We start from the raw sequence: 25328 nt of genomic DNA on the forward strand, positions 1-25328 counted from the left end.
TCGTTCCGTATCGTGACGGAACGACGCTCCGTTTCGGGCGTCGTTCCACCGATCCGAGAGGCCGACATGCCGACCGTCCCATCCGCCACCGCCACGAGCACTGCGACCGCGCCCGACACCGCACCCGTCCCGACCCACAGCGTCCGCCCCGTCGTGCTGCCCGCGCCCGCCCGCGGCGACGACCTGCAGGTGCGCGTCTCCGCCCCCGCCACGGGCACCGACCTGCCGGTCATCGTCTTCGCCCACGGCTACGCGCAGTCCATGACCGACTACGACCCGCTCGTCGACCACTGGACCGCGAACGGCTTCGTCGTCGTCCAGCCGACCTTCCTCGACTCGGCCACGCTCGGCCTGGCACCCGACGACTCGCGCACCCCGACGATCTGGCAGACCCGGGTCGACGACCTCGAGCGCGTGCTCGACGAACTCGACGCCCTCGTCGCGGCCCTGCCGGGTCTCGCCGGGCGGGTCGACTTCGGGCGCATCGCGGCCGCGGGCCACTCGTGGGGAGGGCAGACGGTCGGAATGCTGCTCGGTGCCCGCGTCGTGGGCCCAGACGGCCGGCCGGGGGCGAGTCGTCGCGACGACCGGGTGACGGCCGGCGTCCTGCTCGCCACGACGGGTCTCGGCGGAGACGACCTGACCCCGTTCGCCGCCGAGCACTTCTCCTTCATGAGCCCCGACTTCGCCGAGCTGACCGTGCCGTCGATCGTCGTCGCCGGCGACCACGATCAGTCGGCCCTGTCGACCCGCGGCCCGGACTGGTTCACCGACGTCCACCACCTGAGCCCGGGCTCGCGCCACCTCGTCACGCTGGTCGGCGGCGAGCACAGCCTCGGCGGCATCCACGCCTACGGCTCGGCGAGCACCACCGACGAGAGCCCCGCGCGCGTCGACGCCGTCCGGCGCACGACGACGGCCTTCCTGCAGGAGGCGCTGGGCACCCGCCCGGGAGCCTGGGCGTCCGCGGCGGCCTCGGTCGACCCCGACGTCGCCCGCGTCGAGTCGAAGGAGGCGGCGACGCTCCATCGCGTCGACGGCTCTCGTCCGGACCGGTCGCGGCGCTGACGACGGGCGCCTCGAGGGGGTGACCCGCGCCTCCCGGGGCCGTCCGCGTCAGCGGCCGGTCGAGGCGCGCAGCGTGTCGGACGGGCGCTCGCCGAAGCGTGCCGCGTAGGCCGCGGCGAAACGGCCGTGGTGGGTGAAGCCCCACCGGGCCGAGACGGCGGTGACGTTCGCCCCGCCCGGTGCCGCCGCCACGAGGTCGTCACGCACCCGCTCGAGCCGCAGCCGGCGCAGGTAGGCCGTCGGGGTCGTGTCGAGCGACGCCCGGAACCCCTCTTGCAGGCTGCGGACGCTCGTGGCGGTCGCCGCTGCGAGGTCGGCGACGCTCCAGTCGCGGGCGGGGTCGTCGCGCAGCAGGTCGACCGCCTGCGAGACGGCCCCGGCACCCGCCGCCGGCACGGGCGCCCGCAGCGCCTCGGAGTGGTTGTGCCCCTGCGAGAAGAGCAGGGCCTGCACGAGCGACCGCTCGAGGTGCCGCACGGCCAGCGGGTGCTGCAGCACCGCGTCCACGTGCCGGGACGCCTCGTCCACGACACGCACCGCCTGCAGCACGAGCTGCCCGCCCGCCGTCAGGTCGAGCTCGGGGTCGAACTCGACGGGAGCCAGTGAGGTCGACTCGAGCAGGCTCTCGATCTCTCGCTGCACCTCGGCGCAGGGGATCATCAGGGCGACCTGCGCGAAGCCGTCGCCGCAGTCGAGGTCGACCGGTCGGCCCGGCATGAAGACGGCGGCCGACCGCCGCGTGGCCTCGACCGGGCGCCCGCCGGCGGCGCACAGGGCGGCCCGACCGGCCGTCGGGATGTCGACGTGGTAGTTGTCCGGCTCGGACGTCCGGATGCGGACGGCCCGGTCGAACCGCATGTAGCCCAGGGTCAACCGGCCCGTGCTCAGCGCGTTCAGCTCGAGGCCGAGTCGGCCCGAGGTGCCCGCGGTCGGGAACTCCACGGGCAGGAAGGCCTCGCCGAGCACCCGTCGCGCGTCGTCGACGCCACGGCACGTCGCCACGCGATGTGCCGCGAACACCTCCGGGTCGTCCACGCTCATGGGCCGACACCACCGAGCGCCGGGGCCGTCGCCATCTCGGCGACGAACGGTGGCCCCACCCGTCGGGGGGAGGGGCCACCGTTTTCTCGTGGGCGTCCGCGCCGGCCCCGGTCGACCACGACGTCGACCACGACGTCGCCCGCATCGAGTCGAAGGAGACGGCGAAACGGACGAGGTCGCGAATCTGGGATACCGATGATTGCGATCCAGCAGCAGCGCCGAGGTGAATCCCCTGTCATGCCGGGCCTGAAACAAAGCGTATTGTCGACGTAACCTGTCCGAAATCGATTCCGGGATACAAAGTGAGGACTTCGTGCAACTGACCTCGTCGCCAGTCGCCACTCAACCCTCACCTGCCGTGGAGTCGCTCATGACTGCTGTATCCCGCACCACCGCACCCCCGTCTTCGTCCGGCGCGTCCGTCGCCTCCGTCCTCGACTCGATCGGGTTCACCCGGGCCCAGTTCTGGATCTTCCTGCTGATCCTCGCCGGGGAGTTCTTCAACACCCTGGAACAGAACTCGGTCGGCGCCATGGGCAGCCACCTGAAGGACTCCCTGCAGATCGGTGACGTCCAGCTCACCGGCATCAACACGGCGACCGTCATCGGCGGCCTCATCGGTCGACTGCTCGCCGGGTACCTGGCCGACAAGTACGGTCGACGCTTCTCGCTCAGCCTGAACCTGCTCATCTACACGCTGGGTGGGCTGCTCAGCGCGGTCGCCATGAACTACGAGTGGCTGCTCGTCAGCCGGCTGATCGTGGGGATCGGCATCGGTGGCGAGTTCATGATCGGCATCGTCATGTTGTCCGAGATGGTGGCCACGAAGTTCCGGGGCACGGCCATCGGCATGATCAACGTCGGTGCGGGCGGCCTGGGCAACTTCATCTCGTACGGACTGTTCCTGCTGCTGCTCGGCCCGCTCGAGATCAGCCTCGGCGGCCCCGACGTCGTCTGGCGCTGGACCTTCGTCATCCTGGCCGTGCCCGCCCTGTTGGTCGTCCTCTACCGGCGGCGGCTGCCCGAGACCCCGCGGTTCCTGCTCTCGAAGGGCCGCGTCGACGAGGCCAACCGCTCGCTCGCGATCCTCGCGTCGAACTCGCTGCGCCCGACGGACGCGAAGCCGCCCGTGCAGCTGTCGCCGGACGACCTGCCGCCCATGCCCGTCCACGCCAACCCCGCCGCCGTGTTCCACCGGTTCGTCCTGCGCCGCACCGTCGCCCTCGGGGTCGCGTCGTGGATGGCCTTCGGATCGCAGGTGACCCTGAACTTCCTGATGCCCACGCTGCTGGTCGAGCGCGGTTACTCCGTCACCCAGAGCCTGCTGTACACGATGATCATGAACATCGGTTCGCTCCTCGGCGCCACCACAGCCGCCCTCATCGCGGGCCGGGTCGGCCGCCGGACCGCGGTCACCACCGCCGGTGTGCTCGGCTGCGTCACCGCCCTCGCCTTCGCGGCGCTCGGCAACGGCACCGGGGCCATCCTGGTGCTCGGTGCCCTGTTCCAGTACTTCACCATGGTCACGAACACGACCCTCGCGACGTGGACCGCAGAGGTCTTCCCGACCGCGATCCGCGCCTCCGGGGCCTCGATCGTCAACGGAATCGGCAACATCGCCGGAGCGATCATGCCGTTCCTCGCCGTGGCCCTCTACGGCTCGTACGCCTTCGCCGGGGTCTTCGGTCTCGCCGCCGCCATGTACGCCGTCCTGGTGGTCGCCGCCCGCTTCGCTCCCGAGACCCGGGGGCGCTCGCTCGAGGACGTCAACGAGAACGCCCTGATGGCCTCGACCCCCGCACCGACCCCGGCCGCGACCCGCGCGACCGACTGACCCCCGACGGTGTCGCGGGTCGCCGACACCACCAGCACCGAACACCACCACCCCAGGAGGAACCCCATGGACCAGCTCAACGTCACCGCCACGGCGAACGGCCTGAACTACCTGCCCGAATACGTCGCCGACGTGGGCGGACTCTTCGCCGCCGCCGGCCTCGAGGTCACCGCCACTGCGCGCGACCCGTGGACCGGAGTGCTCGACGACCTCGAGTCGGGCGCGGCCGACGTGGCGTTGGGTGGTCTGTGGGTGCCCGGCATGTACGCCGGCATGGACCGTCGCGTCACGGTCGTGGGGCAGCTGAACCACCGGTTCCCCATGACGATCGTCGCCCGGGACGCCACGGGGCCGGTCGGTCTCGACTGGCTCGCCGGGAAGGTCGCCCTCGCCCCGGGGGCCGGCGGCAGCGCACCGTACGAGTTCACGGCGGGCCTCATCCGCGAGGCCGGTCTCGACCCGGCGGCCACCCGCTGGGTGCGTGACCTGTCGACCGCCATGATGATCGAGCTCTACCGGGGCGGTCTCGGCGACGCCATCGTGCTCGACCTGCTGTCGGCGTCCGAGCTGGTCGCGGCCGGCCACGGCACGATCGTCTTCAGCCACCTCGCCGAGGGTGGCGTCATGCCGAACAGCGTCTACTACGTGCGCACCGACCGGGTCGACGAGCTCGCCGACAAGGTCGAGCGCTTCGTCGGCGCCGTCGAGCAGGGCATGCGGAAGATCACGGCGGGCGACGCCGACGCCGAGATCGCCACCGTCCTCGCCGCCCGCTGGCCCGAGAAGGACGCCGCGCTGCTCCGCTCGGCCGTCGAGCAGATGGCCGAGGGAGGCGTGTGGGACACGACCGAGATCGACGCCGACGCCTCGGACCGCTGGATGCGCATCCTCGTCGACGGCGGCCTGGTCGGACGCGCCCCCACCCTGGACGAGCTCACCGGCGGCCACGCAGTCCGCACGGCGGGCGCCGTGTCGTGACGCTCGTCCTCGCCTCGACCGAGATCACCGACCTGCTGTCCGGGGTCGACGTGTTCGCCGCCGTCGAGGCGGTGCACGCCGACCTCGGCACGGGGGCCATGACTCAGCCGGCCCCGGTGACGTTGGCCGGGTCGGACGACACGGTGTTCCTGCCCATGGCCGTGCGCTCGGATCGTCTCGGGCTGGCCGCCGTCAAGCTGATGGCCGACGTCCCCGGCAACACCGCCCGGGGTCTGCCCTCCCAGCGCTCCACGATCGTCGTCTCGTCCGTCGAGACCGGTGAGTGCGTGGCCGTGCTCGACGGGGCCATGATCACGCGGGTCAGGACGGCCGCCGCGTCGGCCGTCGCCACCCGGCACCTCGCACGCCCCGACTCGCGGGTGCTCGGACTGGTGGGGGCCGGGAACCTGGCCGTCGCGCACGTCCGCGCGCTGCGGGCGGCCCGCGTCGCCCCGCAGCTGGACCACGTCGTGGTGTGGTCCCGCTCGTCGTCGACCGTCGACCGCTTCGTCGACGCCGTGGGCGACCTCGCCCCGGGGCTCGCGGTGACGGTGGTGGACGACGTCCGCACCGTCGTCGAGTCCTCCGACGTGCTCTGCACCCTGACGCCCTCGGTGGACCCCGTCGTCCGAGGTGCCTGGCTGCACGAGGGGCAGCACGTCAACGCCGTCGGGGCCCGCCCGAGGCCGACCCATCGCGAGCTGGACGGCGAGGCCATGGCCCTGGGCACCCTCGTGGTCGACGGCGCCGCGACGGCCCGGGCCAAGTCCGGCGACCTGCTCGAAGCCCTCCGTGAGGGGGCCCTGCCGACCGACACGCGCCTCCGTGAGCTCGGCGAGGTCGTCGCGGGCATAGCACCCGGGCGGGTGTCCGCGCACGAGGTGACCGTGTTCGACTCGGTCGGCCTCGCGGCGCAGGACCTGGCGGTGGCTGCTGCCGTCATCGACCTCGCCCGGGCCCGCGGGGTGGGCGACGAACGTCACCTCGCGCCCGTGGCGGTGCCGGCGTGACGGGCGGTGCCGGCGTGACGGGCAGTGCCGGCATGACGGGCGGTACCGGCGTGACGGGCGGTGCCGGCGGGCTCCGCATCGCCGTCGTCAACTGCAACACGACCGAGTCGATGACCGAATCGGCCGTCGCCCGGGCACGTCTCGCCGTCGCGCCCGGCACGACGGTCGTCGGCATCACGCCGAGCTGGGGCGTGGCCTCGGCCGAGGGGTGGTACGACAGCTTCGTCAGCGCGGCGGCCGTGCTCGACACCCTGGGCAGCCTGCCGAGCGACGTCGACGGGGTCGTCCTCGCCGGGTTCGGCGAACACGGTCGCGAGGGCGCGCGTGAGCTGCTCGACATCCCCGTGGTCGACATCACCGAGGCCGCGGCGCACGTCGCCATGCTGCTCGGACGGCGGTTCGGCGTGGTGACGACGGTGCGTCGCGCGGTCGGCCAGATCACCGACAGCCTCACCACGGCAGGGCTGATGCAGCACTGCGTCGCCGTCGAGGACACCGGCCTCGGCGTCCTCGAGCTCGAGGCGGATCCCGCGGCCACCGCCGAGGCCTTCGTCGCGGCGGGCCTCCGTGCCGTCGCCCGGGGTGCAGAGGTGGTCTGCCTCGGCTGCGCGGGCATGGCCGGACTCGAGGAGCACGTCGGGGCGCGCCTCCCCGTCCCGGTGGTCGACGGTGTCGCGGCCGCCGCCTCGCTCGTCGAGACGCTCGCGCGGCAGGGCCTGACGACGAGCAAGATCGACAGCTACGCCACACCGCTGGCCAAGGCGCGCAGCTGGCCCGGTCCGCCCCGGGCGGCGGCTCGTGTTGAATGAGGTGATCCCCCTCCGAACGGACCACGTCATGACCGCCGTCACCCCCGAGTCCTCGCTCGCCGAGCAGACCTACCGGACGCTCCGACGGCGGATCATCCTCGGCGACTACACCCAGGGTGCCCGGCTGGTCGAGGCGACCCTCGCGGCCGAGCTGAACGTGTCGCGCCTGCCCATCCGCGAGGCGTTGCCACAGCTCGAGAACGAGGGCTTCGTCCGCACCCTGCCCCGTCGGTCGTCCCGCGTCGTCGAGTGGACCGAGGCGGACATCACCGAACTGTTCGACGCCCGCCTGAGCCTCGAGACCCTTGCCGCCCGGCTGGCGGCCCGCGCGGCGGCGGGGGGTGCCTCGCTCGAACCCCTGCGGAAGGCGATCGCCGACGAGCACCGGGCGCTCGACGGCAACGACTGGCTCGAGGTCGCCGAGACGTCCACGGTCGTGCACGAGGTCATCGTCCGGATCGGCGGCAGTGCCCTGTTGAACTCTCTGATGAGGGCGGTCACCGGTCGGATGACGTGGCTCTTCTACCTGACCTCGGCCCGTGACCAGCGCCAGCAGTCCGACGAGCACCACGAGATGCTCGAGGCCATCGGCGCCGGCAACGAGCGGCTTGCCGAGTCCATCGCCTTCACCCACATCGAGAAGGGGCGGGCACCGTCCCTGAGCCTGCTGACGCAGGCGACGACCGCCGAGGGCGACATCGGCGGCGACACCGGGAGCCGCCGGCTCGGTCGGCCCTGACGCGCGCTCGAGGCGGGCCGGCGTCCGTCACCGACCCGCGCCTCCTGCGGTCGTCAGGTCGACCCTCGGCCTCGTCACCGAGAGCAGGACGAGGCGAGGAGGCGCGTCGACCGACGAACGGACACCGCGCCTCCTCGTCCCCCGGTCAGACGGCCGTGGCGGTCGCCGCCGCGGCGCCGACGCGCGTCGCGAGCACGTCGCGCACGGTCGTCCAGCGGGCGGGCGCGTAGCGGGCGCCGTCGACGTGACGCAACTGCGCGTCACCGCTGAACATGTTGACGAAGTACTGCATGCCCTGCCACGCGGGGAAGGTGTCGTCGTCGTCCTTCGAGGTGCGACGCATGACCGCCGCCATCGCCGAGAGCGTGCCGGTCGTGCCGGCCCACTGCGGCTTGAACGGCGTGCCCGTGAGCTCGCTCATCGTGCGGGCGACCTGGCGGGCGGTCACCCGGTCGCCGGCGACCTCGACCACGCGCGGCGCCTCGGGGTCGAGTGCGACCCTGGCGACGACGTGGGCGACGTCGTCTTTGGTCGTGAAGTCGAGCACCTGGTCGGCCGACGACCAGAACAGCACGCGCTTCCGGTCGAAGAGCACCATGGGCGCGTCCCCGGTCAGCAGGTCGGTGAACATGCCGTTGAGCACCGACGTCGCCCGGATCGGCGCCGCGTCGAGCACTCCCGCGAACTCGCGCCGCAGCTCGAAGTTGCGGTTGCTGCCCGGCGGGATGCTGCGGTAGTCGGCCGAGTAGTCCGACGGCACGAACCGCGGCACGCCCGCCGCCACGGCCGCCGTCAGCAGCGCCCGCTGCGCGTCGACGATCACCGGACGGACGCCGCTGACGGCCGACACCACCATGTCGGCCCCGCGCGCGGCCTCGGTCAGGGCCGGCACGTCCGCGTAGGAGGCGCGGGTCACCTCGACCCGGTCGTCGTCACCGAACAGCGTGGTCGCGCCGGTGCTTCCGGGGCGGGTCAGGACGCGCAGGCGCACGTCGTCGGGGGCGTCGCGGCGGGACAGCAGTTCGCGGGCGATGCGCTGCCCGAGGTCGCCGGTCGCGCCGGCGAGGAGGACGGTGGTGGTCATGGGAGGGGCTCGTTCCGTCGGGGGTCGGAGGCCAGTCTGCGCGCTCGGCGGCGGTGCGGGTGCGGGTGCGGGTGCGGGTGTGTGTGCGCGGGTGGGTGTGTGTGCGCGGGTGGCGGGTGCGGCGGGTGCGGGTGCGGGTGCAGGTGCGGGGGTGCGGGTCGCACGACGCCACGAAGTGGACACCGCACCACGACAAGGGATGGTGCGGTGTCCACTTCGTGGTGCTGTGCTCGTCCCGCGGGGCGGGGCAGGGTCGGGCGTCGCTAGGGTCGGGGGATGGGAACCGCCGGTGTCGTCCTGCTCGTCGTCGGAGCCGTGCTCTTCGTGGCCGGGTTCGCGCTCGCCCTCCGCCTGCGCCGGCAGGGTGGAGCACCCGTCATGAGTGGCCGCTGGCTCGGCGTCGTCGCCCTGACCAGCATCGGTGCGGTCGTCATGGTGGTGACCGCCACCTCGAGCTGGTCCTAGAGCGTCGGCACGACGACCGTCCCGACGACGAAGGTCGCCGCGAGCGTCAGGGTGGACAACACGACGACGATCCAGGCGCCGCGCCGCTTCTTCGCGACGTCGGGGGCAGTGGCACCCGCGTGCCCGCTCCGGTGCCGGGAGCGGGCGAGCACGACGATCGACCACACGAGGAACGCCACCGAGAGGGCACCGACGCTGCTGAGCACCCGCCCAGTGTGCCGGACGGCGGGGCGGCGCGGCCCAGCAGACGACGCGCCGAGGGCGAGGAGGCGCGGGGGAGGCGACCCGCGCCTCCTCGCGTCCCGGCGTCGGCACCGGGGCACGCCGCGAAGGAGCACGATGGCGGGGACCCGCGGCGCGCGCGGGCGATCGGAGACGACCCCATGAGCACCACCGACCCCGACGACTTCGTCACCCGTGCCGCACGCCGGGCCCGCGAGCTGATCGAGACCGCCGACGTCCTGCCGCCCGACGCCCGGGGCGCTCTGCGCGACCTCGCCGACCGGGCCGAGACGGCGGTCCGCGACGTGACCGACCGCGCCGGCTCGTCCGCGCACGACTTCGTGGACCGGGCCGAGGACCTCGCCGACCGCGCCGAACGGACCGTCCGCGACGCCGCCGAGACCGTCGCCACCGCCGCCCGCGAGGCCACCGACGACGCGCACCGCCGCTACCGTCACCGCACCCGCGTCACGAACGCCGTGGGGGCCGCCGTCATCTCGGGGCTCGTCGTCGCGCTCGTGGCGAGCCGCCGGCGCGACTAGCCGGCGGCGGGAGCGCCTGCTCGCGTCACCCCGCCACGAACTAAACACGCCGCCACGTTTAAGTGTGGCGGCGTGTTTACATCGTGGCGGCCTGCGGCCTGCAGCGTGCGGCGTGCGGCCTGCAGCGTGCGGCGTGCGCGTCCGGCCGACCGGCGGCTCAGCCGACCGGCGTCCAGACCGACCCGGCCCCGGACGACCGCTCGACCGCGTCCAGCACCCGTTGCACCTGCAGTCCGTCGGCGAACGACGGCCTCGGCTGCCGGCCCGCGGCCAGGTCCGCCACGAGGTCGCTCAGCTGGTGGGTGAACGCGTGCTCCCAGCCGAGGCCGTGACCCGCGGGCCACCACGCTCCGACGTAGGGGTGCTCGGGCTCGGTCACCAGCACGCGGCGGAAGCCCGAGTCGGGGCCGTCGACCTCGAGCAGCTCGAGTTCGTTCGGGCGTTCGAGGTCGAACGCCACGGCTCCGAGCGAGCCCGAGACCTCGAGCCGGAAGGCGTTCTTCCGGCCGGTCGCGAACCGGGACGCCTCGACCGACGCGATCGCGCCTCCGTCCATGCGGGCCGTGAACCAGGCGGCGTCGTCGACGGTCACCGCGCCGCGCTCCGAGCCCGCGACGCCGCCGAGGCCCGAGGTCGCCACCGACTCGTCGACCAGCGGCCGCTCGGTCACGAACGTGTGCAGCGTGCCCGACACCTCGGTCACGCCGAGGCCCGTCACGAACTGCGCCGCGTCGACCGCGTGGGCCCCGATGTCGCCGAGCGCACCCGACCCCGCGACCGACTTGTCGAGCCGCCAGGTCATCGGGTCGTCGGCGTCGACCAGCCAGTCCTGCAGGTACTGCGCCCTCACCTGGCGCACCTCGCCGAGGCGCCCCGACCGCACCACGTCGCGCGCGAGCGTCACCGCGGGCACGCGACGGTACGAGAAGCCGACCATCGCGAAGACGCCACGCTCGGCGGCGCTCGCCGCGGCGTCGGCCATGCGCTCGGCCTCGGCCACCGTGTTGGCCAACGGCTTCTCGCAGAGCACGTGCTTGCCGGCCTCGAGCGCCGCCACCGCGATCTCGACGTGGGTCGACCCGGGAGAGCAGATGTCGACCACGTCGATGTCGGGGTCGTCGAGCACGTCGTGCCAGTCCGCGGCGGTCGACCGCCAGCCCCACCGGGTGGCGGCGGCCCGGGTGGCGGCCACGTCGCGGCCGACCAGGGTCGCCATCACCGGAGCGAGCGGCAGGTCGACGAAGGCCGGGGCGACCCGCAGGGCCTGCGAGTGCGCCGCACCCATGAAACCGTGTCCGACGAGGGCGAACCGCAGCTCGCCCGCTCCGGTCACCGCGCCTCCTGCAGGTCGACGCCGTCCGCCGCCGAGGAGGCGCGCGCCGGCCCGCCGACGCCACCACCGTCCGCCGCCGGGTCGCCCTGCAGGGCACCCCGCACGGACCGCCACGACTCGAGGCGTGCCCGCACCTCGGGGTCGCGCTCGGCCGCGACGGCCTCGCGGTGCGCGTTCTCGAGCACCTCGTCGACCATCACGCGCTGGCCGCTGCGCGTCGAGGCGATCGCCGCCTCGACCATCACCAGGCTCATCACGTTGCCGTGGACCTCGCCGTCGGGCCGCTCGCCCGACCGCAGCGCCCGCGTGAACGCCGCCAACGACCCGGCGATCTCGACGCCGACGGTCGGTTGCGGTTCGGCGACCCCCGGCGTGCCGTCGAGGTCGCTGGTGGGCTCGTCGTCGCCCGACCAGAGGGCCGTGCCGCCCGAGCCCGAGACGCGCCAGGCGCCGTTCCACGAGGTCTCGGCCCCGGGGCTGCACCACGACCCGTCGTAGCGGTACCGGATGCCGCCCTCGAACTCGACCACGACGCTCGCGGCCGCGTCGCCGCGGTACCAGGACCACGACGGGTTCCACGAGTCGCACCAGACCGAGACGGGGTCGCGACCGATCAGGTACCGCGCCGAGTCGAAGGCGTGGATCGCCATGTCGAGCAGCAACACGTCGTCCATCTGCTCGCGGAACCCGCCAAAGTGCGGTGCCCGGGCGAACGACGTCGACACCATGCCGACGTCGCCGAGCAGCCCGGCGTGCGCCCGCAGCGCGACGAGCTGGTCGTTGTAGCGCCGCGACTGCGACACCATGAACAGCTCGCCCGTCACCTCGGCCGCCGCCGTCAGCGACAGGGCCTCGGCGACGGTCTGGGCGGCCGGCTTCTCGCCGAGCACGGGCAGGCCGAGGCGCAGCGCCTGCATCGTGACGGGGTGGTGCGCGACCGGGACGGTCACGTCGAGCACGGCATCCGGGGAGGTGCGCTCGACCAGCTGCGCCAGGTCGCGGTCGACGGGCAGGTCGGGCAGGCCCGCCGCGACGGCTCCGGCCCGGGCGGCGTCGAGGTCGAGGTCGACGATGCCGACCAGCTCGACGTCGGCCGACTCGGCCACGGTGCGCAACCAGGCTCGGCCCATCTCACCGGCGCCGACCTGCACGACCCGCAGCGCGCCTCCTCGGCCCTCGACTCGGCGGAAGCCGCCGGGGGTGCCGGCGCTCGCCGACGCGCCGGCGCTCGCCGGCTCGGGGGCGGTCACGCCTCGACCGGTTCGTCGATCGGGCCCGAGTAGTCCTTGCCGTCGAAGTACTCGCCGAGGTCGTAGCGCAGCAGGGTGGGCGTGGCGCGCTCGCGCTCGGGGCGGGCCCACTCGGCGCCGTTCGAGATCACGCGGCGGACGTCGGGGTGGAAGTACACCGGGAAGTCCTGGTCGCCGGGTGAGAAGAAGAAGATCTTGCCGAAGCCGCGGCGGTAGGTCATGCCGCTGCGGAACACCTCGCCGCCGGTGAAGCCCGAGATGAAGATGAGCTCGTCGGGCGTCGGCACGTCGAAGTACTCGCCGTACATCTCTTGCTCGGGGATGACGATCGGGTTCGGCACGCCGCGGGTGATCGGGTGCTGCGGGTTGACCGTCCACACCAGCTCTCGGTCGTGCTCGCTGCGCCAGCGCAGGGTGCAGGTCGTGCCCATCAGCTTGGTGAAGATCTTCGACCAGTGGCCCGAGTGCAGCACGACGAGGCCCATGCCGGCGAGCACGTGGCGGTGCACCCGCTCGACGACCTCGTCGTCGACGTCGGCGTGGGCGGCGTGGCCCCACCAGGTCAGCACGTCGGTCTGCTCGAGCACGCTCTCGGTGAGGCCGTGCTCGGGCTCGTCCATGGTGGCGGTGCGGACGACGGCGTCGGGCAGGTTCTCGGCGATGCCGGCCGCGATCGCGCCGTGCATGCCGTCGGGGTACCGGTCGGCGACGTGCTGCTCGACCTTCTCGTGGACGTTCTCGCCCCAGACGGTGACGCGCAACGGTGTGGTGGTCATGGTGGTCCTCTCGTGTGTCATTTGACCGCTCCGCCGGTGGCACCGGCGGCGATGAACTTCTGTGCCGCGAGCAGCAGCACGATGGCCGGCAGCGAGGCGAGCACCGCGGCGGCCATGACGGTCGACCAGTCGGCGGTGTAGGTGCCGATGTACTGGTAGATGCCCAGCGTGATCGGCCGGATGTCGGTCGTGGTGGTCAGGGTCAGCGCCATCAGGAAATCGCTCCAGGTGAACAGGAACGTGAAGAGCCCGGCCGTGATCATGGCGTTGCGGCTGATCGGCAGCACGATGCTGCGGAAGGCCCGGAAGTTGCCGGCCCCGTCGACCTTCGCCGCCTCGACGATCGAGGTGGGGATGTTCAGCATGAACGCCCGCATGATCAAGATGGCGAACGGCACCCCGGCGGTCGAGTCGGCGAGGATCAGCCCGGGGATCGAGTTCAGCAGGCCGAGGTCGTTGTACGCCGCGTACAGCGCGTTCGCGACGACGATGCCCGGGATCATCTGCGAGATCAAGATCGCGAAGAGCACCGCCCCGACGCCCCTCACCTTGAACTGCGCCAGGGCGTAGGAGGCGGGGGTCGCGATCACGAGGCTGAGGACGACGCTGCCGAGTGCGATCACGAGGCTCGTGACCAGGTTGCGGCCCTGGTCGGCGAACGCCTGCGCGTAGCCGCCGAACTGCGCCTGGAACGGGAACCAGTCGGCCTCGATGGCCGAGCCCGCCGGCTGCAGCGAGATGTTCACCATCCAGTAGACGGGGAACAGCATGACGGCGAGCAACAGCACGCCGACGGCGGTGAGCAGGTACTTCTTCGGGCCCTCGGCCCGGGGTCGACGTGACCGGGCGCCGCGGGCCACGGCCCGGGTGCTCGGCACGCGCAGGGCGGTCTCACTCATCGACGGCCTTCCGGTTGAGTCGCAGGTACACGACGGCGAACACGGCCGAGATGACGATCAGCACGTTGCTGAGCGCGGCACCCGAGCCGAAGTCGAACTGCTGGAACGACAGGGAGTACGACTGCGTCGCGATGGTCTGCGTCGCGTTCGCGGGCCCGCCGTTGGTCAACCCGAGGATGATGTCGAGCACCTTGATCGTGTAGACGACGCCGAGCACCAGCACGACGCTGACCACCGGCCGCAGCAACGGCCAGGTCACGTGACGGAACCCCTTGAACCCGGTGGCGCCGTCGAGCGACGCCGCCTCGTAGAGCTCGGTCGGGATGTCCTGCAGTCCGCCGTAGAGGATCGTCGTGTTGAACGGGATGCCGATCCAGACGTTGACGAGCACGACGGTCAGCAGCGCGACGCTCGGGCTGGTCAGCCACGGCACCGCGGGGACGCCGAACGACCCGAGGAACTGGTTGAGCACGCCGGAGTCCTGGTCGAGGATCCACTTCCAGACCGCGCTCGAGACGATCAGCGGCAGCAGCCAGGGCAGCAGCAGCAACGAGCGCAGCACGCCGTTCAGCGGGAACGCCCGGCGGAAGAACAGGGCGAACAGCAGGCCGATGACGAACTGTCCGACGATCGAGCCGATCGTGAACAGCGCCGTGTTGAGCAGGGCGGTGCCGAAGAGCTGCGAGCCGAGCACCTTCGCGTAGTTCGCGAACCCGACCCAGGGGGCCTCGCCCGTGTAGAACGTGGTGGTCGTGTACGCCTGGAAGCTCATGACGAGGTTCTTGACGACCGGATAGCCGAAGAACAGCACCAGGAAGACGGCGGCCGGCACGACGAAGAGCAGCTGCGAGACGCGCTCCCAGGTCAGGGCGCGGCGCCTGGGCGAGCGGGGCCCGGCCCGGCCGGGCCGCCGACGCGACACCGTGGCGTCGTCGTCGGCGGCCCGCCGGGGGGCGAGCGGGGTGGCGGTGGTCACGTCACTCACTCGCCTGGGCGTCGTCGAGCGCTTCTTCGGGCGAGGCCTGGCCGGTGAGGGCCGCCTGGATCGCGGTGTAGATGGCGGTCGCGGCGGTCGGCCACTCGGCCCCGAGCTCGGCCGTGCGCGAGCGGGCGCTCGCGACGAGCGTCACGAAGGCCTGCTGGTCGGGCTGCTGCTCGGCGTACGTGTCGGCGACCGAGGTCTTCGAGGGGATGGTGTTGCGCTGCTCGGCCATCGCGAGCTGGTTCTCGTCGGAGTTCAGGCAGGCGACGACCTTCGCGGCGACGGCCTGGCGGGCCGCGTCACCGGTCTGCGGCACGGTCCACACCTCACCGCCGAGCGGGGCGACGGCCGTGTCGGAGGCGTCCTTCACGGGGATGGTCACGACGCCGTAGTCGGCGCCGGCCGCGTCGAGGGCGGGCAGCTGCCACGGGCCGTTGACCATCATCGCGGTCTTGCCGGCGATGAACTGGTCGTTGACGTCGGCCTGGGTCCAGTTGAGGACGCTCTTCGACATCGAGCCGTCGGCGACCAGGTCGGTCCAGAGCTGCAGGGCCTCGGCGGTCTCGGGGGTCGCGATGTCCTTCTCGTCGCCGCCGTTCGACCACATGAAGGGCAAGAACTGCCACGACGCCTCGTAGGTGGCGTTGGCGTCGACGGCCATGCCGTAGCGGTCGCCCGAGGTCAGCGCCTTCGCGGCGCTCTCGAGCTCGTCCCACGTCGTGGGCGGCTCGATGCCGGCGTCGGCCAGCACGCTCTTGTCGTAGAACAGCGCGATCGTGTTGACGGTCGGGGCGAGCCCGTACAGCTCGCCGTCGTAGGTGCCCGACTGGACGACGCCCTCGGCGTAGCCGTCGGCGTCGAGGCCGAAGTCGGACAGGGGCGCGAGGGCGCCGGTCTCGGCGATCTGGGCCAGGTCGGGGTTGTCGAGCATCAGCACGTCGGGCAGGGTGCGCGACGACGCCTGCTGCAGCACGCGCTGGATCAGCGAGCCACCGGGCACCATCGTGCGCTCGATCTCGACGCCGTTCTCGGTGCCGCACTTCTCGAGGAACGACGTGATGACCTTCTCGTCGTTCTCGCCGTAGTAGTCGACGACGGTCAGCTTGGTGACCTCGCCGCCGGCGCTGGTGCCCCCGCCGCCACCGGTGCACCCGGCGAGGACGAGGGGGACGACGGCGACCAGGGCGGTCGCGGTCAGGGACCTTCTGCGGATCGATGCAGGCTTCATTGCTCAGCTCTCTCTTGGCGACTGGTGGGCGGCCCGCGACGTCGGCCACCCGGGCCGGGCCCGAGAGGCGGAGTGCGACGTCGCGGCTCCGTTGCCGAGAAAGTAGCAGTTAACCGCTTAGCTTGTAAAGCGGTTAACCGAAGTCGCCGGGAGCGGTGGCGATCGCGGGGGCCGGGCCGCGCCTCCTCGTCCGGACGGTCGGGGTGGCCGCCGTGCCGCTGCGCGGGGGCGGGCCGGGGCGTCGGTCGTGCCGCCTCGCCGGGGCGGTCGGGGGCGGCGGCCGTGCCGCACTAGCCTGAGCGGCAGGGAAGGGAGGGCGCCGTGGCGACCATGCGAGAGGTGGCCGCGCGGGCCGGGGTGTCGATCGCGACGGTGTCGTTCGTCGTCAACGGCTCGAGGAGCGTCTCGCCGGCCACCCACCGGCGGGTCACCGACGCGATGGCCGATCTGGGCTACACGAACAACGTCGTCGCCCGGGCCCTCGCCAGCAAGCGCACCCGCATCGTCGCGCTGCTCTTCCCCGCCCTCGAGGAGCGCCTCGGCGGCATCGCCCTGCGGATGTTCATGAGCGCCGCCAGCCGCGCCTCCGAACTCGGCTACCACCTGGTGCTCTGGCCGAGCGGCGAGACCGACCAGGACGTCCGGGACCTCGTGTCGGGGCGCCTCGTCGACGGCGTGCTCGTGATGGAGGTGCAACTGCACGACAGCCGGGTCGAGGCCCTGCTCGAACTCGGCCTGCCCTTCGTGTCGATGGGGCGCACCTCGCAGAACGACCGCGTGCCGTTCGTCGACATGGACTTCGAGGAGGGGGTGGAGCAGGCGCTCGACCACCTCGAGTCCCTGGGGCACGAGAGCGTCGGCCTCGTGCTCGAGGACTTCTCGGCCAGCCCGATCGTCGGCTACGGCCCGGCGGCCCGCACCGAGGAGGCGTTCCGGCTCTCGGCGGCTCGGCGGGGCCTGCGGTCGGCGCTCGTCACGTGCGGGCCCTCGGCCGCGGGCGGTCGTCGGGCCGCACACGACCTGGTGGCGGCGCTGCCCGACGTGACCGGCGTGCTGATCATGAAGGACGACGCCACCGGCGGCCTGCTCAGCGGCCTCGCCGCGACCGGGCGCCGCGTGCCGGACGACGTGTCGGTCGTCTCGCTGGCCTCGTCGACGGCGAACGGAGCCGCGACCGAGCCCACCCTGACCACCCTCGACGCCCCGGGGGTCGAGATGGGGCGGCTCGCGGTCGAGTCGCTCGTCGCCCGGCTGGATGCGGGTGCGGGGGCGGGTGCGGGTGCAGGTGGTGCGGGTGAGCTGACGCAGGTGCTGCTGCCGTGCGTGCTGCACGTGGCGGGGTCGAGCGGGCCGGCGCCCGGGATGGCTGCGCGGGGGTAGCGGGTCGGCTGACGCATGCGGCGGCCCGGCCGTGCCCGGCCAGGACGCGCACCGCGCCAGGAGATGGGCACAGCACCAGGACTAGACCTGGTGCTGTGCCCATGTCGTGGTGTGGTGCTAGGTGCGGGTGCTTCGCCGCCACGAAGTACACATCCCGCCACGCGAAAGGGTGGCGGCATGTTTACTTCGTGGCGGGCTGGCGGGCTGGCGGGCTGGCGGGCTGGCNNNNGCGCATCCGACCCGCACCGCGCCTCCCGGGCTCAGCGAGATCCGGGCGACGGCGTCCCGGCCGGCGCCAGGTGCTCGGCGAAGAACGACTCGATGCGCCCCCAGGCGTCGGCCGCGTCGACCGGGCTCGGCCCGGCGCCCATCACGCGCAGCAACGGCTTGAGCGGGGCCGGGCCCGGCAGGGTCTCGTCGAGGAACGAGTGGCCGGCCGCCGGGTACTCCTTGACGTCGTGTGGCACGCCGGCCCGTTCGAGCCCGGCTTCGAGCCGTGCCGCGGCGCCCTTCAGCGACTTGTCCCGTCCGCCGAAGCTCGCGACGATCGGGCAGGCGTCGACCAGCACGGCGTCGAGCTCCTTCGGCAGCTGGCCGTAGTTCACCGACGACGCGGCGAAGCCCCGGGACGCCGTCATCAGCGCGAAGCCACCACCCATGCAGAACCCGATCACGCCGGTGCCGCCCGTCACGTCGGCCCGGCCCGCGACGAAGCGACGGGCGGACTCGATGTCGTCGAACGCCCGGCCCGACCCCGACATCAGCGCCCGGAACGTCGCGACGAGGCACTTCCGGGCCCCACCTGCCGTGAAGAGGTCGGGCATCAGCACGACGTACCCGGCCGACGCCAGCCGGACGACCTGCGTCCGCATCTCGTCGGTCAGTCCGAACGCCTCGTGCACCATGACGACGGCTGGCCACGGCCCGGCTCCGTCGGGCAGCGCCAGGAGCCCCCTCAGCCCGCGGGTCGCGGTCGGGACCTCGGTGGGGATGACGACGTCCGCCGTCGTGACCTTCAGGGGAGCAGTCATCGTGTCGACCTTCGGTGGGAGGTGGTGAGCGGTGAAGTGGTGAGCGGTCAGGTGGAGGAGCGTCGAGGTGGTGCTGGCCTCGGAGAGATCGACCGCGCAGCCGCGGATCGCTCGAAGTCAACACCCCGGCCTCGTCCGCCGCGCGTCGCACGTCGGGCGGGCGGGCGGGCGGTGGAGGCGCGGCGCACGTCGGGCGGGCAAGCCGCGGAGGCGCGGCGCACGACGGGAGGGCAGGCCGCGGAGGCGCGGCGCACGTCGGGCGGGCAGGCCGCGGAGGCGCGGCGCACGTCGGGCGGGCGGGCCGCGCACTCCCCGGGTGGGGACGGGGAGGTGCGGTGGGCGTCCGGCGGGCACCGCGCCTCCCGGGGTCCGGTCGCCAGCCCGCCACAGAACGAGCACGCCGCCACGAAGTGGACACAGCGCCACGCGAAAAGATGGCGCTGTGCCCACTTCGTGGCGGGATGGCGAGGTGGCGGGCTGGCGGGATGGCGAGGTGGCGGAGAGAAGCGGCCCGCGGCGACGGTGCGCCAAGGCCAGCAGCCGCCGGGGCTCAGGGCTGGACGGGCACGGACGTGGGGGCGAGCGCCGTCGCGACCACGGTGACGTCGTCGCTGCGCTCGCGCTCGAGGGCGAGCCGCTCGACCACCTCGACGATGCGGGCCGGCTCGGGGGTGGCGGCCAGCAGTCGCTCGAGGTCGTTCAGTGCCTCGAGTTCGACCGGGAACAGGTCGAGCACGCCGTCGCTCACGCAGACGAACACGTCGCCCTCGCCGAGCTGCGAGCGGTGACCCTGCCAGCCGGTGCCCACGCCGATGGGCAGGTCAGCCGAGTTCAGCCGGTCGACGCGGCCCGAGGCCCGTCGGACGAACGCCAGGCCGTGCCCCGCATCGGCCCACAGCACGCCGCCGTCGGCGTCGATGCGCGCATGGAACGACGTGGTGAACTGCGTCTCGGTGTCGTACGCGCTGGTCGTCAACCCCACGGAGGCGCGGCGGAAGGCCTCGGACGGGTCGGCGTCGTCGACGCTGCTGCGGATGACCGAGCGCACAGCGGCCGCGATCATGCCGGCGCCCACGCCCTTGCCCATGACGTCGCCGACCGTCACGGCGATGCCGGTCGAGGTCGGGTACCAGTCGAAGAAGTCGCCGCCGACCTCGCGCGCCGGGACGCAGGCCCCGAACACGGCGAACGCGTCGGGCAGCGTCGAGGCGTCCGGGGGCAGCAGCGACTGCTGCACGACGGCCGCCCGGTTGAGCTCGCGCTCGACGGCGTGCTGCTGGGCCCTGGCCCGTTCGAGGCGTGCCTTCGCCTGGCGGGCCAGCTCGTTGACCGACGCGGCGACCGTGGCGTAGACGACCAGGGCGAAGGCAAGCCGGATCAACTCGCTCGGCCCTCGCCCACCCGGGTCGAACAGGTACGGCATGAGCAGGGTGACGCAGGTGCCGGCGAGGGGCAGCAGCACGTTGCGGCGGCCCGGCCACGAGGCGATCCAGATGACCGCCAGCAGCACGATCGGCAGGAAGACCGACCGCTCGGCGCCCGTGCCGTAGCGCAGCAGGCCCACGGCGACGAAGTCGGCCGCGGGGACGACGAGCTCCCATCGGCGCAACTCGGCATGGCGGGCCATCAGGCCGGTGAACGCCGACGCGGCGAGCGCGACGACGACGCCGAGCCACATCGTGACGACGTCGGTGACGACGAGCCACGGCAGGATCGTGCTGAGGACGGCCGCCGAGACGATCAGCACCGAGATGAACGACTGCCGGAACAGCGGGACCTTCTCGACCGGGACGCTCCGCAGGGCCCGGTTGAGCGCCTGCCCGACGGCGTCGGCACCGTCCGTGACACGCCGCATGCTGATCCCCTCGCCCCGGGTCGACCGTCGACCACGGGTGTCGTCTTGCCTCGTCTTCAGGGCGACGCTACAGGGTGCGGCCGTCGGGCCGGGGACCGCAGGAGGCGCGGTGTGCGACCGACGCGCACCGCGCCTCCTGGGGACGAGGCGTCGGGTCGCCTCGGGACGCGAGCGGCAAGCCAGCCCTCGGCGAGGGATGTGGGGTCCGGCCGAAAGGAGTCGGGCCCCACGGAGAGAACGACCCCATGGTTTACCAACACATGAAATATGTCATACCATGTGCATTTCCACACAGAAAGGCACTCATGCGTTCTTCACGTTCTGTCGACCAGAAACACCTGGCCTCGCGCATCGGAACCGCCGGTCTCGTCGCGCTCGTCGCGGTGGTCGGTGCCGGCGCCACCACCGCGTCCGCCGCCGTCGCCACCAGCGCGTACGACGAATCGGGCGACTACAGCAACTGGGCTCCTCCGGGCAGCATCGGCAGCGGCAACGGTACTGGCGTCGTCCTTCCGGGCAACCCGGGCAGCGGCAGCGGCAGCGGTACTGGCGTTGTCCTTCCCGGCAACCCCGGCAGCGGCAGCGGTGCTGGCACTGGCGTCGTTCTTCCCGGCAACCCGGGCAATGGCAGTGGTAGCGGTACTGGCGTCGTTCTTCCGGGCAACCCGGGCAGCGGCAGCGGCAGCGGTACCGGCGTCGTCTTCCCCGAGAACCCGGGCAGTGGCAACGGCACCGGCCCGGGCGCGGGCGCGGGCGCGGGCGCGGGCGAGGTCGACCAGCCGACCGCCGAGCCGGTGCCCGGTCCCGTCGATGCGGGCTTCACCCTGCCCGTCGTCGCGGGCCCGAACCCCGTGATCGTCGACCCCGGCTTCACCGCTCCGGGGCAGGCCGCCGAGCCGGTCTTCGCCGAGCTGCCCTCGGGGCCGGTCGACCCGGGCTTCACCTTCCCAGGTCAGGCCGTCGAGCCGATCGTTGCCGAGCAGCCTTCGGGGCCGGTCGACCCGGGCTTCACCGCTCCGGGCCAGGTCGTCGAGCCCATCTTCGTCGAGCTGCCCTCGGGGCCGGTCGACGCGGGCTTCACCTTCCCGGTGGCACCCTCACCGGAGTCCTGACCGCGGGTCACGCCGCCACGATGTGAACACGCCGCCACGAGATCTCGTGGCGGCGTGTTCACATCGTGGCGGGTTGCGGGGAAAGCCTCAGGCGGTCGCGTCGGGCCGGAGTGCGTCCGGGGCCGAGGGAGCCGGGGCGTCCGGCGTCGACTCGACCGACTCGCCCGACCCGCCCGACGCGACTGACTCGCCCGACTCGCCCGACGCGTCCGACTCGACCGACGCCTCCGCGGCCGGCACGACCCGCGCCTCCTGCGCCGGTACCTCCTGCGCTGGCACCTCCCGGGCGGACGCTGCCGACGTGACCCGCGCCTCCTGGGCGTAGGCGCCGAAGCGCAGCACGTCGGCTCCGTACGAGGCGAACAGGGCGGCCAGGTCGGTCACGCGGGCCTGCGACAGCTTCTTCGTCGGGCGCGAGGTCAGCTCGCGGACCACGCCCGCGAGCTGGGAGCGGTGCGAGACGATCGCCGTGGCCGCGCCTCCGTCGGTGGCGTCGCGCTCGGTCGCGAAGACCGTCGCGTCGCGGTGCGAGTAGAAGACGCAGGTGTCGAACCAGACGCGCGCCCCGACCTCGGCCTGCACCCGGTCGGACAACCGCTGGGCCTGCCGGCGCACCTGCGAGGCGGGGGCGTCGCGGCCCAGGTGCGTCCGCACGGTGAGGACCGTGGGGGAGTCCTTGACGACCTGCAGCGCGAACGGCGGCGTCATCGTGCTCTCGTCGAACAGGCCCGCGAAGGCCGGGAACACGCTGCTCGGCGCCAGGCCGTCGAAGACGATGCCGTTCCAGCCCTTGTTCTCGATCACCATCACGCCGGTCTCGCTGAGCAGGACGTGGTCGACCTGCGCGACGAACCGCGAGGAGGCGCTGGTCGCCACCGGCACGAACACCACGTTGGTCAGCAACACGGCGTCGACCCCCAGCTGACGGCAGGCGTCGGCGATGTCGTCGCGCGAGGTGGCCTCCCACTTCAGGCCGGCTGCGACGAGGTCGCGGGCCTGCTTCGCCTCGGTGAGGGCGGCCTGGCGCTCGGCGCCCAGGGCGTCGCGCTCGTGGGCGTGCTCGGCGGCGGTCCGGGCGAGGGCGTCGTCGTGGGCTGCGGCGAGGGCCTCGTGTTGCTCACGGGCGGCCCGGGCCTGCTCGTCGGCGGCGGCCTTCGCGGCGGCCACGGCACGTCGGGCGCGGGCCCGCAGCACGACGGCGACGACGATCAGGGCGACCAGCAGGACGGCGGCGATGATCCACGGGACGAGGGTCTGGTCGAACGGCATGCCCCCAGCACAACACGGGGCGCGGGCGGTGCGGCGGTGCCTCGCCGGGCTCGGGCGGGGTCGGGGCTGGGCTCGGGGTCGGGCACGGCCGGGCGCGGGCGCGGGCTGCGTCGTGGTCGGCGCCGAGCCCGGCGAAGGAGGCGCGGGTCGTCAGCCCGGGACGCCGCGGCCCCGCCACGTGCCCAGCTCGGCGACCTCGCTCCAGCCGAGGCCCTCGTAGAGGCGGCGACCGTCGACGCTGGCGAAGAGCAGGCCCGTCGTCGCCCCTCTGGCCGGTACGGCCGTTGCGGCCGTTGCTCCGGCACGACGCCACGAAGTGGACACGACGCCACGACTTGTCCTGGTGCGGTGTCCACTTCCTGGTGCCGTGGGTGCGTCACCGATCGGGCCCGCGCCCGCGGCTCCCCGCGGCCTCAGGGCGTCGCGTCGTCGTACACGCCGATCAGCCGGTCGAGGAACCTCTGCACGACGGCCCGCTCAGCGTCGTCCATGCCCTCGACGAGCCGTTCGATGCCTTCGATCATCGGCAGCACCTGCTCGTAGGCCCGGTCGGCCGACGCCTGCTCGGCCGTGACGACGAGCTTGCGGCCGTCGGAGGGGTGCCGCTCGCGCCGCACGTGACCGGCCGACTCGAGCCGGTTCAGCACGAGGGTCATCGCCGCCGTCGACACCTCGACGCGGCGTGCCAGCTCGCTCGGGGTCGCCGGGCCGGTCGTGATCAGGTGGTCCATGGCGTCGAGCCCGGCCCGGTCGACGCCCAGGCGTTCGGCCAGGTGCCGCTCGAACCGCTGCTGTCGGACGGCCACCTGCTGTACCCGGGCGCGGATGTCGTCGACGGGCAGCTCGCGCCCGTCACGCCGGGCCCGGGTGCGGTCGTCGCGATCGGTGCGGTCGTCTCGCTCGGGCTGCCCGGGCTGCTCGCGGGGATCGATGTCGGTCACGACTCGAGGATAACCGTGTAGATTGCCAATCTCGTTGATAATCAATCCAGGGAGCAATTCGTGACCCCATCCCTCCCGCGCACCCGGGTGCTCGTCTCGGGCGCCAGCATCGCCGGTCCCGCCCTCGCCCTCTGGCTCGACTGCTACGGCTTCGAGACGACGATCGTCGAACGGGCCCCCGAGCTGCGCACCGGCGGGCAGAACGTCGACGTCCGCGGGGCCGGCCGCGAGGTCGCCCGCCGCATGGGCCTCGAGGACGACATCCGAGCCGCCACCACGGGCGAGGTCGGCACCCGCTTCGTCGGGCCGACGGGCGGCACGGTCGCCGAGTTCCCCGCCGGCACCTCGGATTCAGGAGGCGCAACCGCCGAACTCGAGATCCTGCGGGGGGACCTCGCGCGGCTCCTCGTCGGGCGCACCACGGGCGACGGCCCGGGTGGTGGCACCACGTACCGCTTCGGCGACCGCATCACCGGCATCCGCGAAGACGACGAGGGCGTCGTCGTCTCGTTCGAGCACTCAGCCGACGAGCGCTTCGACCTCGTCGTCGCCGCCGACGGCATCGGTTCGAGCACGCGGCGCCTCGTGTTCGGCGACGAGCCGACGATCCGGTCGCTCGGGCTCGAGACCTCGTACGCGACGATCCCCCGCACGACCACCGACGACGACTGGTGGCGCTGGTACAACGCCGCCGGGGGTCGTTCGATCACGTTGCGCCCGGACGCCCACGGCACGATCCGGGCCGCGATGTCGTTCGTCACCGACCGCACCCGCGAGCGGGCCGGGGCCGAGCGTCGCACCGTCGACGAGCAGCGGGCCCGCCTGCGCGAGATCTTCGGCGACGCCGGCTGGGAGGCCCGCCGCGTGCTCGACGGCTTCGACCACGCCGACGACCTCTACTTCGAGTCGATCGGGCAGGTGCACGCGCCGCGGTGGTCGTCGGGCCGGGTCGTCCTGCTCGGCGACGCGGCGTACTGCGCCTCACCGGTGAGCGGCATGGGCACGAGCCTGTCGCTGGCCGGGGCCTACGTGCTGGCCGGCGAGCTCGCCTCGCACCGCCACCACCGCGACGCGTTCGCCGGCTACGAGCGCCTGATGCGGCCCTACGTCGAGCAAGCCCAGAAGTTGCCGCCGGGGGTGCCGCGGGTCGCGAACCCGACGTCGCGTGCGGGCGTCGCGCTGTTCCACGCGGGCGTCCGGCTCGCGGCGACCCGGTTCGCGGGCCAGCTCGGGGCCCGTTTCTCCACCCCGCCGGCCGACGCGCTCGACCTGCCCGACTACTCGCACCTCGAAGCCTGACGGGTCGGGCCGGTCGGTCGGTCGTCGAGTGGTCCCGAACCGTCCTCCCTCTCGTCGGGAAAAACGATCCGGGACCACTCGACCACGGCCCGGACGAGGAGGCGCGGGTCGGGCTTTCGACGGACGAGTCGAGGAGGCGCGGGTCGGCTCAGGACGGACGAGTCGAGGAGGCGCGGGTCGG

Annotated in this window: 25 protein-coding genes; 11 read left to right on the forward strand and 14 right to left on the reverse strand. The window is 73.0% G+C overall.

Annotated features, from left to right (window positions below):
- Positions 1–66 precede the first annotated feature (66 nt).
- The gene (locus ASG05_RS10275) at positions 67–1068 is read left to right on the forward strand and encodes a chlorophyllase (protein WP_056260311.1); all 1002 of its coding nucleotides are present in this window, start codon (positions 67–69) and stop codon (positions 1066–1068) included.
- Positions 1069–1116: 48 nt separating this feature from the next.
- Here ASG05_RS10275 and ASG05_RS10280 read toward each other — a convergent pair whose 3' ends face one another.
- Positions 1117–2109: a helix-turn-helix domain-containing protein gene (locus ASG05_RS10280; protein WP_056260312.1), complete on the reverse strand. Its 993-nt coding sequence runs from the start codon at positions 2107–2109 to the stop codon at positions 1117–1119.
- 370 nt (positions 2110–2479) lie between these two features.
- Here ASG05_RS10280 and ASG05_RS10285 point away from each other — a divergent pair, with 370 nt between their 5' ends.
- The 5 genes from ASG05_RS10285 to ASG05_RS10305 all read left to right on the forward strand — a co-directional run bounded on the left by ASG05_RS10285 (position 2480) and on the right by ASG05_RS10305 (position 7479).
- Positions 2480–3943, forward strand: coding sequence for an MFS transporter (locus tag ASG05_RS10285; protein ID WP_235491459.1), 1464 nt, complete (start codon positions 2480–2482; stop codon positions 3941–3943).
- A 66-nt stretch (positions 3944–4009) separates the two neighbouring features.
- A complete protein-coding gene (locus ASG05_RS10290) occupies positions 4010–4921 on the forward strand; it encodes an ABC transporter substrate-binding protein (RefSeq protein ID WP_056260315.1) in 912 nt (303 codons plus the stop codon).
- On the forward strand, positions 4918–5931 hold the full coding sequence (locus ASG05_RS10295) for an ornithine cyclodeaminase family protein (RefSeq protein WP_056260317.1): 1014 nt from the start codon (positions 4918–4920) through the stop codon (positions 5929–5931). Before ASG05_RS10290 ends, ASG05_RS10295 begins: the two co-directional genes overlap by 4 nt.
- Entirely contained in the window at positions 5928–6740 is an 813-nt protein-coding gene (locus tag ASG05_RS10300; protein WP_235491460.1) for an aspartate/glutamate racemase family protein, read from the forward strand. The genes ASG05_RS10295 and ASG05_RS10300 overlap by 4 nt, the downstream gene beginning before the upstream one ends.
- A gap of 28 nt (positions 6741–6768) precedes the next feature.
- The gene (locus ASG05_RS10305) at positions 6769–7479 is read left to right on the forward strand and encodes a GntR family transcriptional regulator (RefSeq protein WP_082486713.1); all 711 of its coding nucleotides are present in this window, start codon (positions 6769–6771) and stop codon (positions 7477–7479) included.
- A gap of 145 nt (positions 7480–7624) precedes the next feature.
- Here the strand turns inward: ASG05_RS10305 and ASG05_RS10310 are convergent, their stop codons facing one another.
- Positions 7625–8563: an NmrA family NAD(P)-binding protein gene (locus ASG05_RS10310; RefSeq protein ID WP_056260320.1), complete on the reverse strand. Its 939-nt coding sequence runs from the start codon at positions 8561–8563 to the stop codon at positions 7625–7627.
- Positions 8564–8839: 276 nt separating this feature from the next.
- Here ASG05_RS10310 and ASG05_RS10315 point away from each other — a divergent pair, with 276 nt between their 5' ends.
- Positions 8840–9028, forward strand: a complete 189-nt coding sequence (locus ASG05_RS10315) for a hypothetical protein (protein WP_056260323.1) — start codon at positions 8840–8842, stop codon at positions 9026–9028.
- Here ASG05_RS10315 and ASG05_RS10320 read toward each other — a convergent pair.
- Complete coding sequence (locus ASG05_RS10320) at positions 9025–9234, reverse strand: hypothetical protein (protein ID WP_056260324.1); 210 nt, start codon at positions 9232–9234, stop codon at positions 9025–9027. The genes ASG05_RS10315 and ASG05_RS10320 overlap by 4 nt on opposite strands.
- Positions 9235–9411: 177 nt before the next feature.
- Between ASG05_RS10320 and ASG05_RS10325 the strand changes: the two genes are divergently transcribed.
- On the forward strand, positions 9412–9792 hold the full coding sequence (locus ASG05_RS10325) for a hypothetical protein (protein WP_056260327.1): 381 nt from the start codon (positions 9412–9414) through the stop codon (positions 9790–9792).
- A gap of 157 nt (positions 9793–9949) precedes the next feature.
- Here the strand turns inward: ASG05_RS10325 and ASG05_RS10330 are convergent, their stop codons facing one another.
- The 6 genes from ASG05_RS10330 to ASG05_RS10355 form a co-directional block, all read right to left on the reverse strand.
- Positions 9950–11125 carry a Gfo/Idh/MocA family protein gene (locus ASG05_RS10330; RefSeq protein WP_255354552.1) on the reverse strand — a complete coding sequence of 392 codons (1176 nt, stop codon included), beginning with the start codon at positions 11123–11125 and terminating at the stop codon, positions 9950–9952.
- A complete protein-coding gene (locus tag ASG05_RS10335) occupies positions 11122–12285 on the reverse strand; it encodes a Gfo/Idh/MocA family protein (RefSeq protein ID WP_082486714.1) in 1164 nt (387 codons plus the stop codon). The genes ASG05_RS10330 and ASG05_RS10335 overlap by 4 nt, the downstream gene beginning before the upstream one ends.
- A gap of 86 nt (positions 12286–12371) precedes the next feature.
- Positions 12372–13151 carry a ThuA domain-containing protein gene (locus tag ASG05_RS10340; RefSeq protein ID WP_056260329.1) on the reverse strand — a complete coding sequence of 260 codons (780 nt, stop codon included), beginning with the start codon at positions 13149–13151 and terminating at the stop codon, positions 12372–12374.
- Between the two features lie 17 nt (positions 13152–13168).
- Entirely contained in the window at positions 13169–14050 is an 882-nt protein-coding gene (locus tag ASG05_RS10345; RefSeq protein ID WP_082486626.1) for a carbohydrate ABC transporter permease, read from the reverse strand.
- Complete coding sequence (locus tag ASG05_RS10350; RefSeq protein WP_235491495.1) at positions 14043–14918, reverse strand: carbohydrate ABC transporter permease; 876 nt, start codon at positions 14916–14918, stop codon at positions 14043–14045. Before ASG05_RS10350 ends, ASG05_RS10345 begins: the two co-directional genes overlap by 8 nt.
- 109 nt (positions 14919–15027) lie before the next feature.
- A complete protein-coding gene (locus ASG05_RS10355) occupies positions 15028–16260 on the reverse strand; it encodes an ABC transporter substrate-binding protein (protein ID WP_056260330.1) in 1233 nt (410 codons plus the stop codon).
- A 330-nt stretch (positions 16261–16590) separates the two neighbouring features.
- On the opposite strand from ASG05_RS10355, the gene ASG05_RS10360 reads away from it, so the two are divergent.
- A complete protein-coding gene (locus tag ASG05_RS10360; RefSeq protein ID WP_056260332.1) occupies positions 16591–17640 on the forward strand; it encodes a LacI family DNA-binding transcriptional regulator in 1050 nt (349 codons plus the stop codon).
- Between the two features lie 260 nt (positions 17641–17900).
- Here the strand turns inward: ASG05_RS10360 and ASG05_RS10365 are convergent, their stop codons facing one another.
- Both ASG05_RS10365 and ASG05_RS10370 read right to left on the reverse strand, forming a co-directional pair.
- Positions 17901–18671 carry a dienelactone hydrolase family protein gene (locus ASG05_RS10365; RefSeq protein WP_056260333.1) on the reverse strand — a complete coding sequence of 257 codons (771 nt, stop codon included), beginning with the start codon at positions 18669–18671 and terminating at the stop codon, positions 17901–17903.
- 550 nt (positions 18672–19221) lie between these two features.
- Positions 19222–20526 carry a PP2C family protein-serine/threonine phosphatase gene (locus ASG05_RS10370; RefSeq protein WP_056260336.1) on the reverse strand — a complete coding sequence of 435 codons (1305 nt, stop codon included), beginning with the start codon at positions 20524–20526 and terminating at the stop codon, positions 19222–19224.
- A 305-nt stretch (positions 20527–20831) separates the two neighbouring features.
- Between ASG05_RS10370 and ASG05_RS16365 the strand changes: the two genes are divergently transcribed.
- The gene (locus ASG05_RS16365; protein WP_157490172.1) at positions 20832–21638 is read left to right on the forward strand and encodes a hypothetical protein; all 807 of its coding nucleotides are present in this window, start codon (positions 20832–20834) and stop codon (positions 21636–21638) included.
- 87 nt (positions 21639–21725) lie between these two features.
- On the opposite strand, the gene ASG05_RS10380 is transcribed toward ASG05_RS16365, so the two are convergent.
- From ASG05_RS10380 to ASG05_RS10385, 3 genes are all read right to left on the reverse strand, one after another.
- Entirely contained in the window at positions 21726–22907 is a 1182-nt protein-coding gene (locus ASG05_RS10380; protein ID WP_056260340.1) for a nuclease-related domain-containing protein, read from the reverse strand.
- Between the two features lie 150 nt (positions 22908–23057).
- Entirely contained in the window at positions 23058–23231 is a 174-nt protein-coding gene (locus ASG05_RS16370; RefSeq protein WP_157490173.1) for a hypothetical protein, read from the reverse strand.
- 89 nt (positions 23232–23320) lie between these two features.
- On the reverse strand, positions 23321–23848 hold the full coding sequence (locus ASG05_RS10385) for a MarR family winged helix-turn-helix transcriptional regulator (protein ID WP_235491461.1): 528 nt from the start codon (positions 23846–23848) through the stop codon (positions 23321–23323).
- A gap of 60 nt (positions 23849–23908) precedes the next feature.
- Between ASG05_RS10385 and ASG05_RS10390 the strand changes: the two genes are divergently transcribed.
- Positions 23909–25147 (forward strand): FAD-dependent monooxygenase, encoded by a 1239-nt coding sequence (locus tag ASG05_RS10390; RefSeq protein WP_082486628.1) that lies wholly within the window; start codon positions 23909–23911, stop codon positions 25145–25147.
- Positions 25148–25328: the final 181 nt, after the last annotated feature.

The organism is Frigoribacterium sp. Leaf186 (assembly GCF_001423905.1).
Taxonomy (GTDB): Bacteria; Actinomycetota; Actinomycetes; order Actinomycetales; family Microbacteriaceae; genus Frigoribacterium.

Coding starts and splice junctions, on each gene's coding strand:
- ASG05_RS10365 (WP_056260333.1), bottom strand. CDS start 18,671: ATGACTGCTCCCCTGAAGGTCACGACGGCGGACGTCGTCATCCCCACC.
- ASG05_RS10275 (WP_056260311.1), top strand. CDS start 67: ATGCCGACCGTCCCATCCGCCACCGCCACGAGCACTGCGACCGCGCCC.
- ASG05_RS10285 (WP_235491459.1), top strand. CDS start 2,480: ATGACTGCTGTATCCCGCACCACCGCACCCCCGTCTTCGTCCGGCGCG.
- ASG05_RS10315 (WP_056260323.1), top strand. CDS start 8,840: ATGGGAACCGCCGGTGTCGTCCTGCTCGTCGTCGGAGCCGTGCTCTTC.
- ASG05_RS10360 (WP_056260332.1), top strand. CDS start 16,591: ATGCGAGAGGTGGCCGCGCGGGCCGGGGTGTCGATCGCGACGGTGTCG.
- ASG05_RS10345 (WP_082486626.1), bottom strand. CDS start 14,050: ATGAGTGAGACCGCCCTGCGCGTGCCGAGCACCCGGGCCGTGGCCCGC.
- ASG05_RS10280 (WP_056260312.1), bottom strand. CDS start 2,109: ATGAGCGTGGACGACCCGGAGGTGTTCGCGGCACATCGCGTGGCGACG.
- ASG05_RS10305 (WP_082486713.1), top strand. CDS start 6,769: ATGACCGCCGTCACCCCCGAGTCCTCGCTCGCCGAGCAGACCTACCGG.
- ASG05_RS10310 (WP_056260320.1), bottom strand. CDS start 8,563: ATGACCACCACCGTCCTCCTCGCCGGCGCGACCGGCGACCTCGGGCAG.
- ASG05_RS10340 (WP_056260329.1), bottom strand. CDS start 13,151: ATGACCACCACACCGTTGCGCGTCACCGTCTGGGGCGAGAACGTCCAC.
- ASG05_RS10290 (WP_056260315.1), top strand. CDS start 4,010: ATGGACCAGCTCAACGTCACCGCCACGGCGAACGGCCTGAACTACCTG.
- ASG05_RS16365 (WP_157490172.1), top strand. CDS start 20,832: ATGCGTTCTTCACGTTCTGTCGACCAGAAACACCTGGCCTCGCGCATC.
- ASG05_RS10370 (WP_056260336.1), bottom strand. CDS start 20,526: ATGCGGCGTGTCACGGACGGTGCCGACGCCGTCGGGCAGGCGCTCAAC.
- ASG05_RS10380 (WP_056260340.1), bottom strand. CDS start 22,907: ATGCCGTTCGACCAGACCCTCGTCCCGTGGATCATCGCCGCCGTCCTG.
- ASG05_RS10325 (WP_056260327.1), top strand. CDS start 9,412: ATGAGCACCACCGACCCCGACGACTTCGTCACCCGTGCCGCACGCCGG.
- ASG05_RS10355 (WP_056260330.1), bottom strand. CDS start 16,260: ATGAAGCCTGCATCGATCCGCAGAAGGTCCCTGACCGCGACCGCCCTG.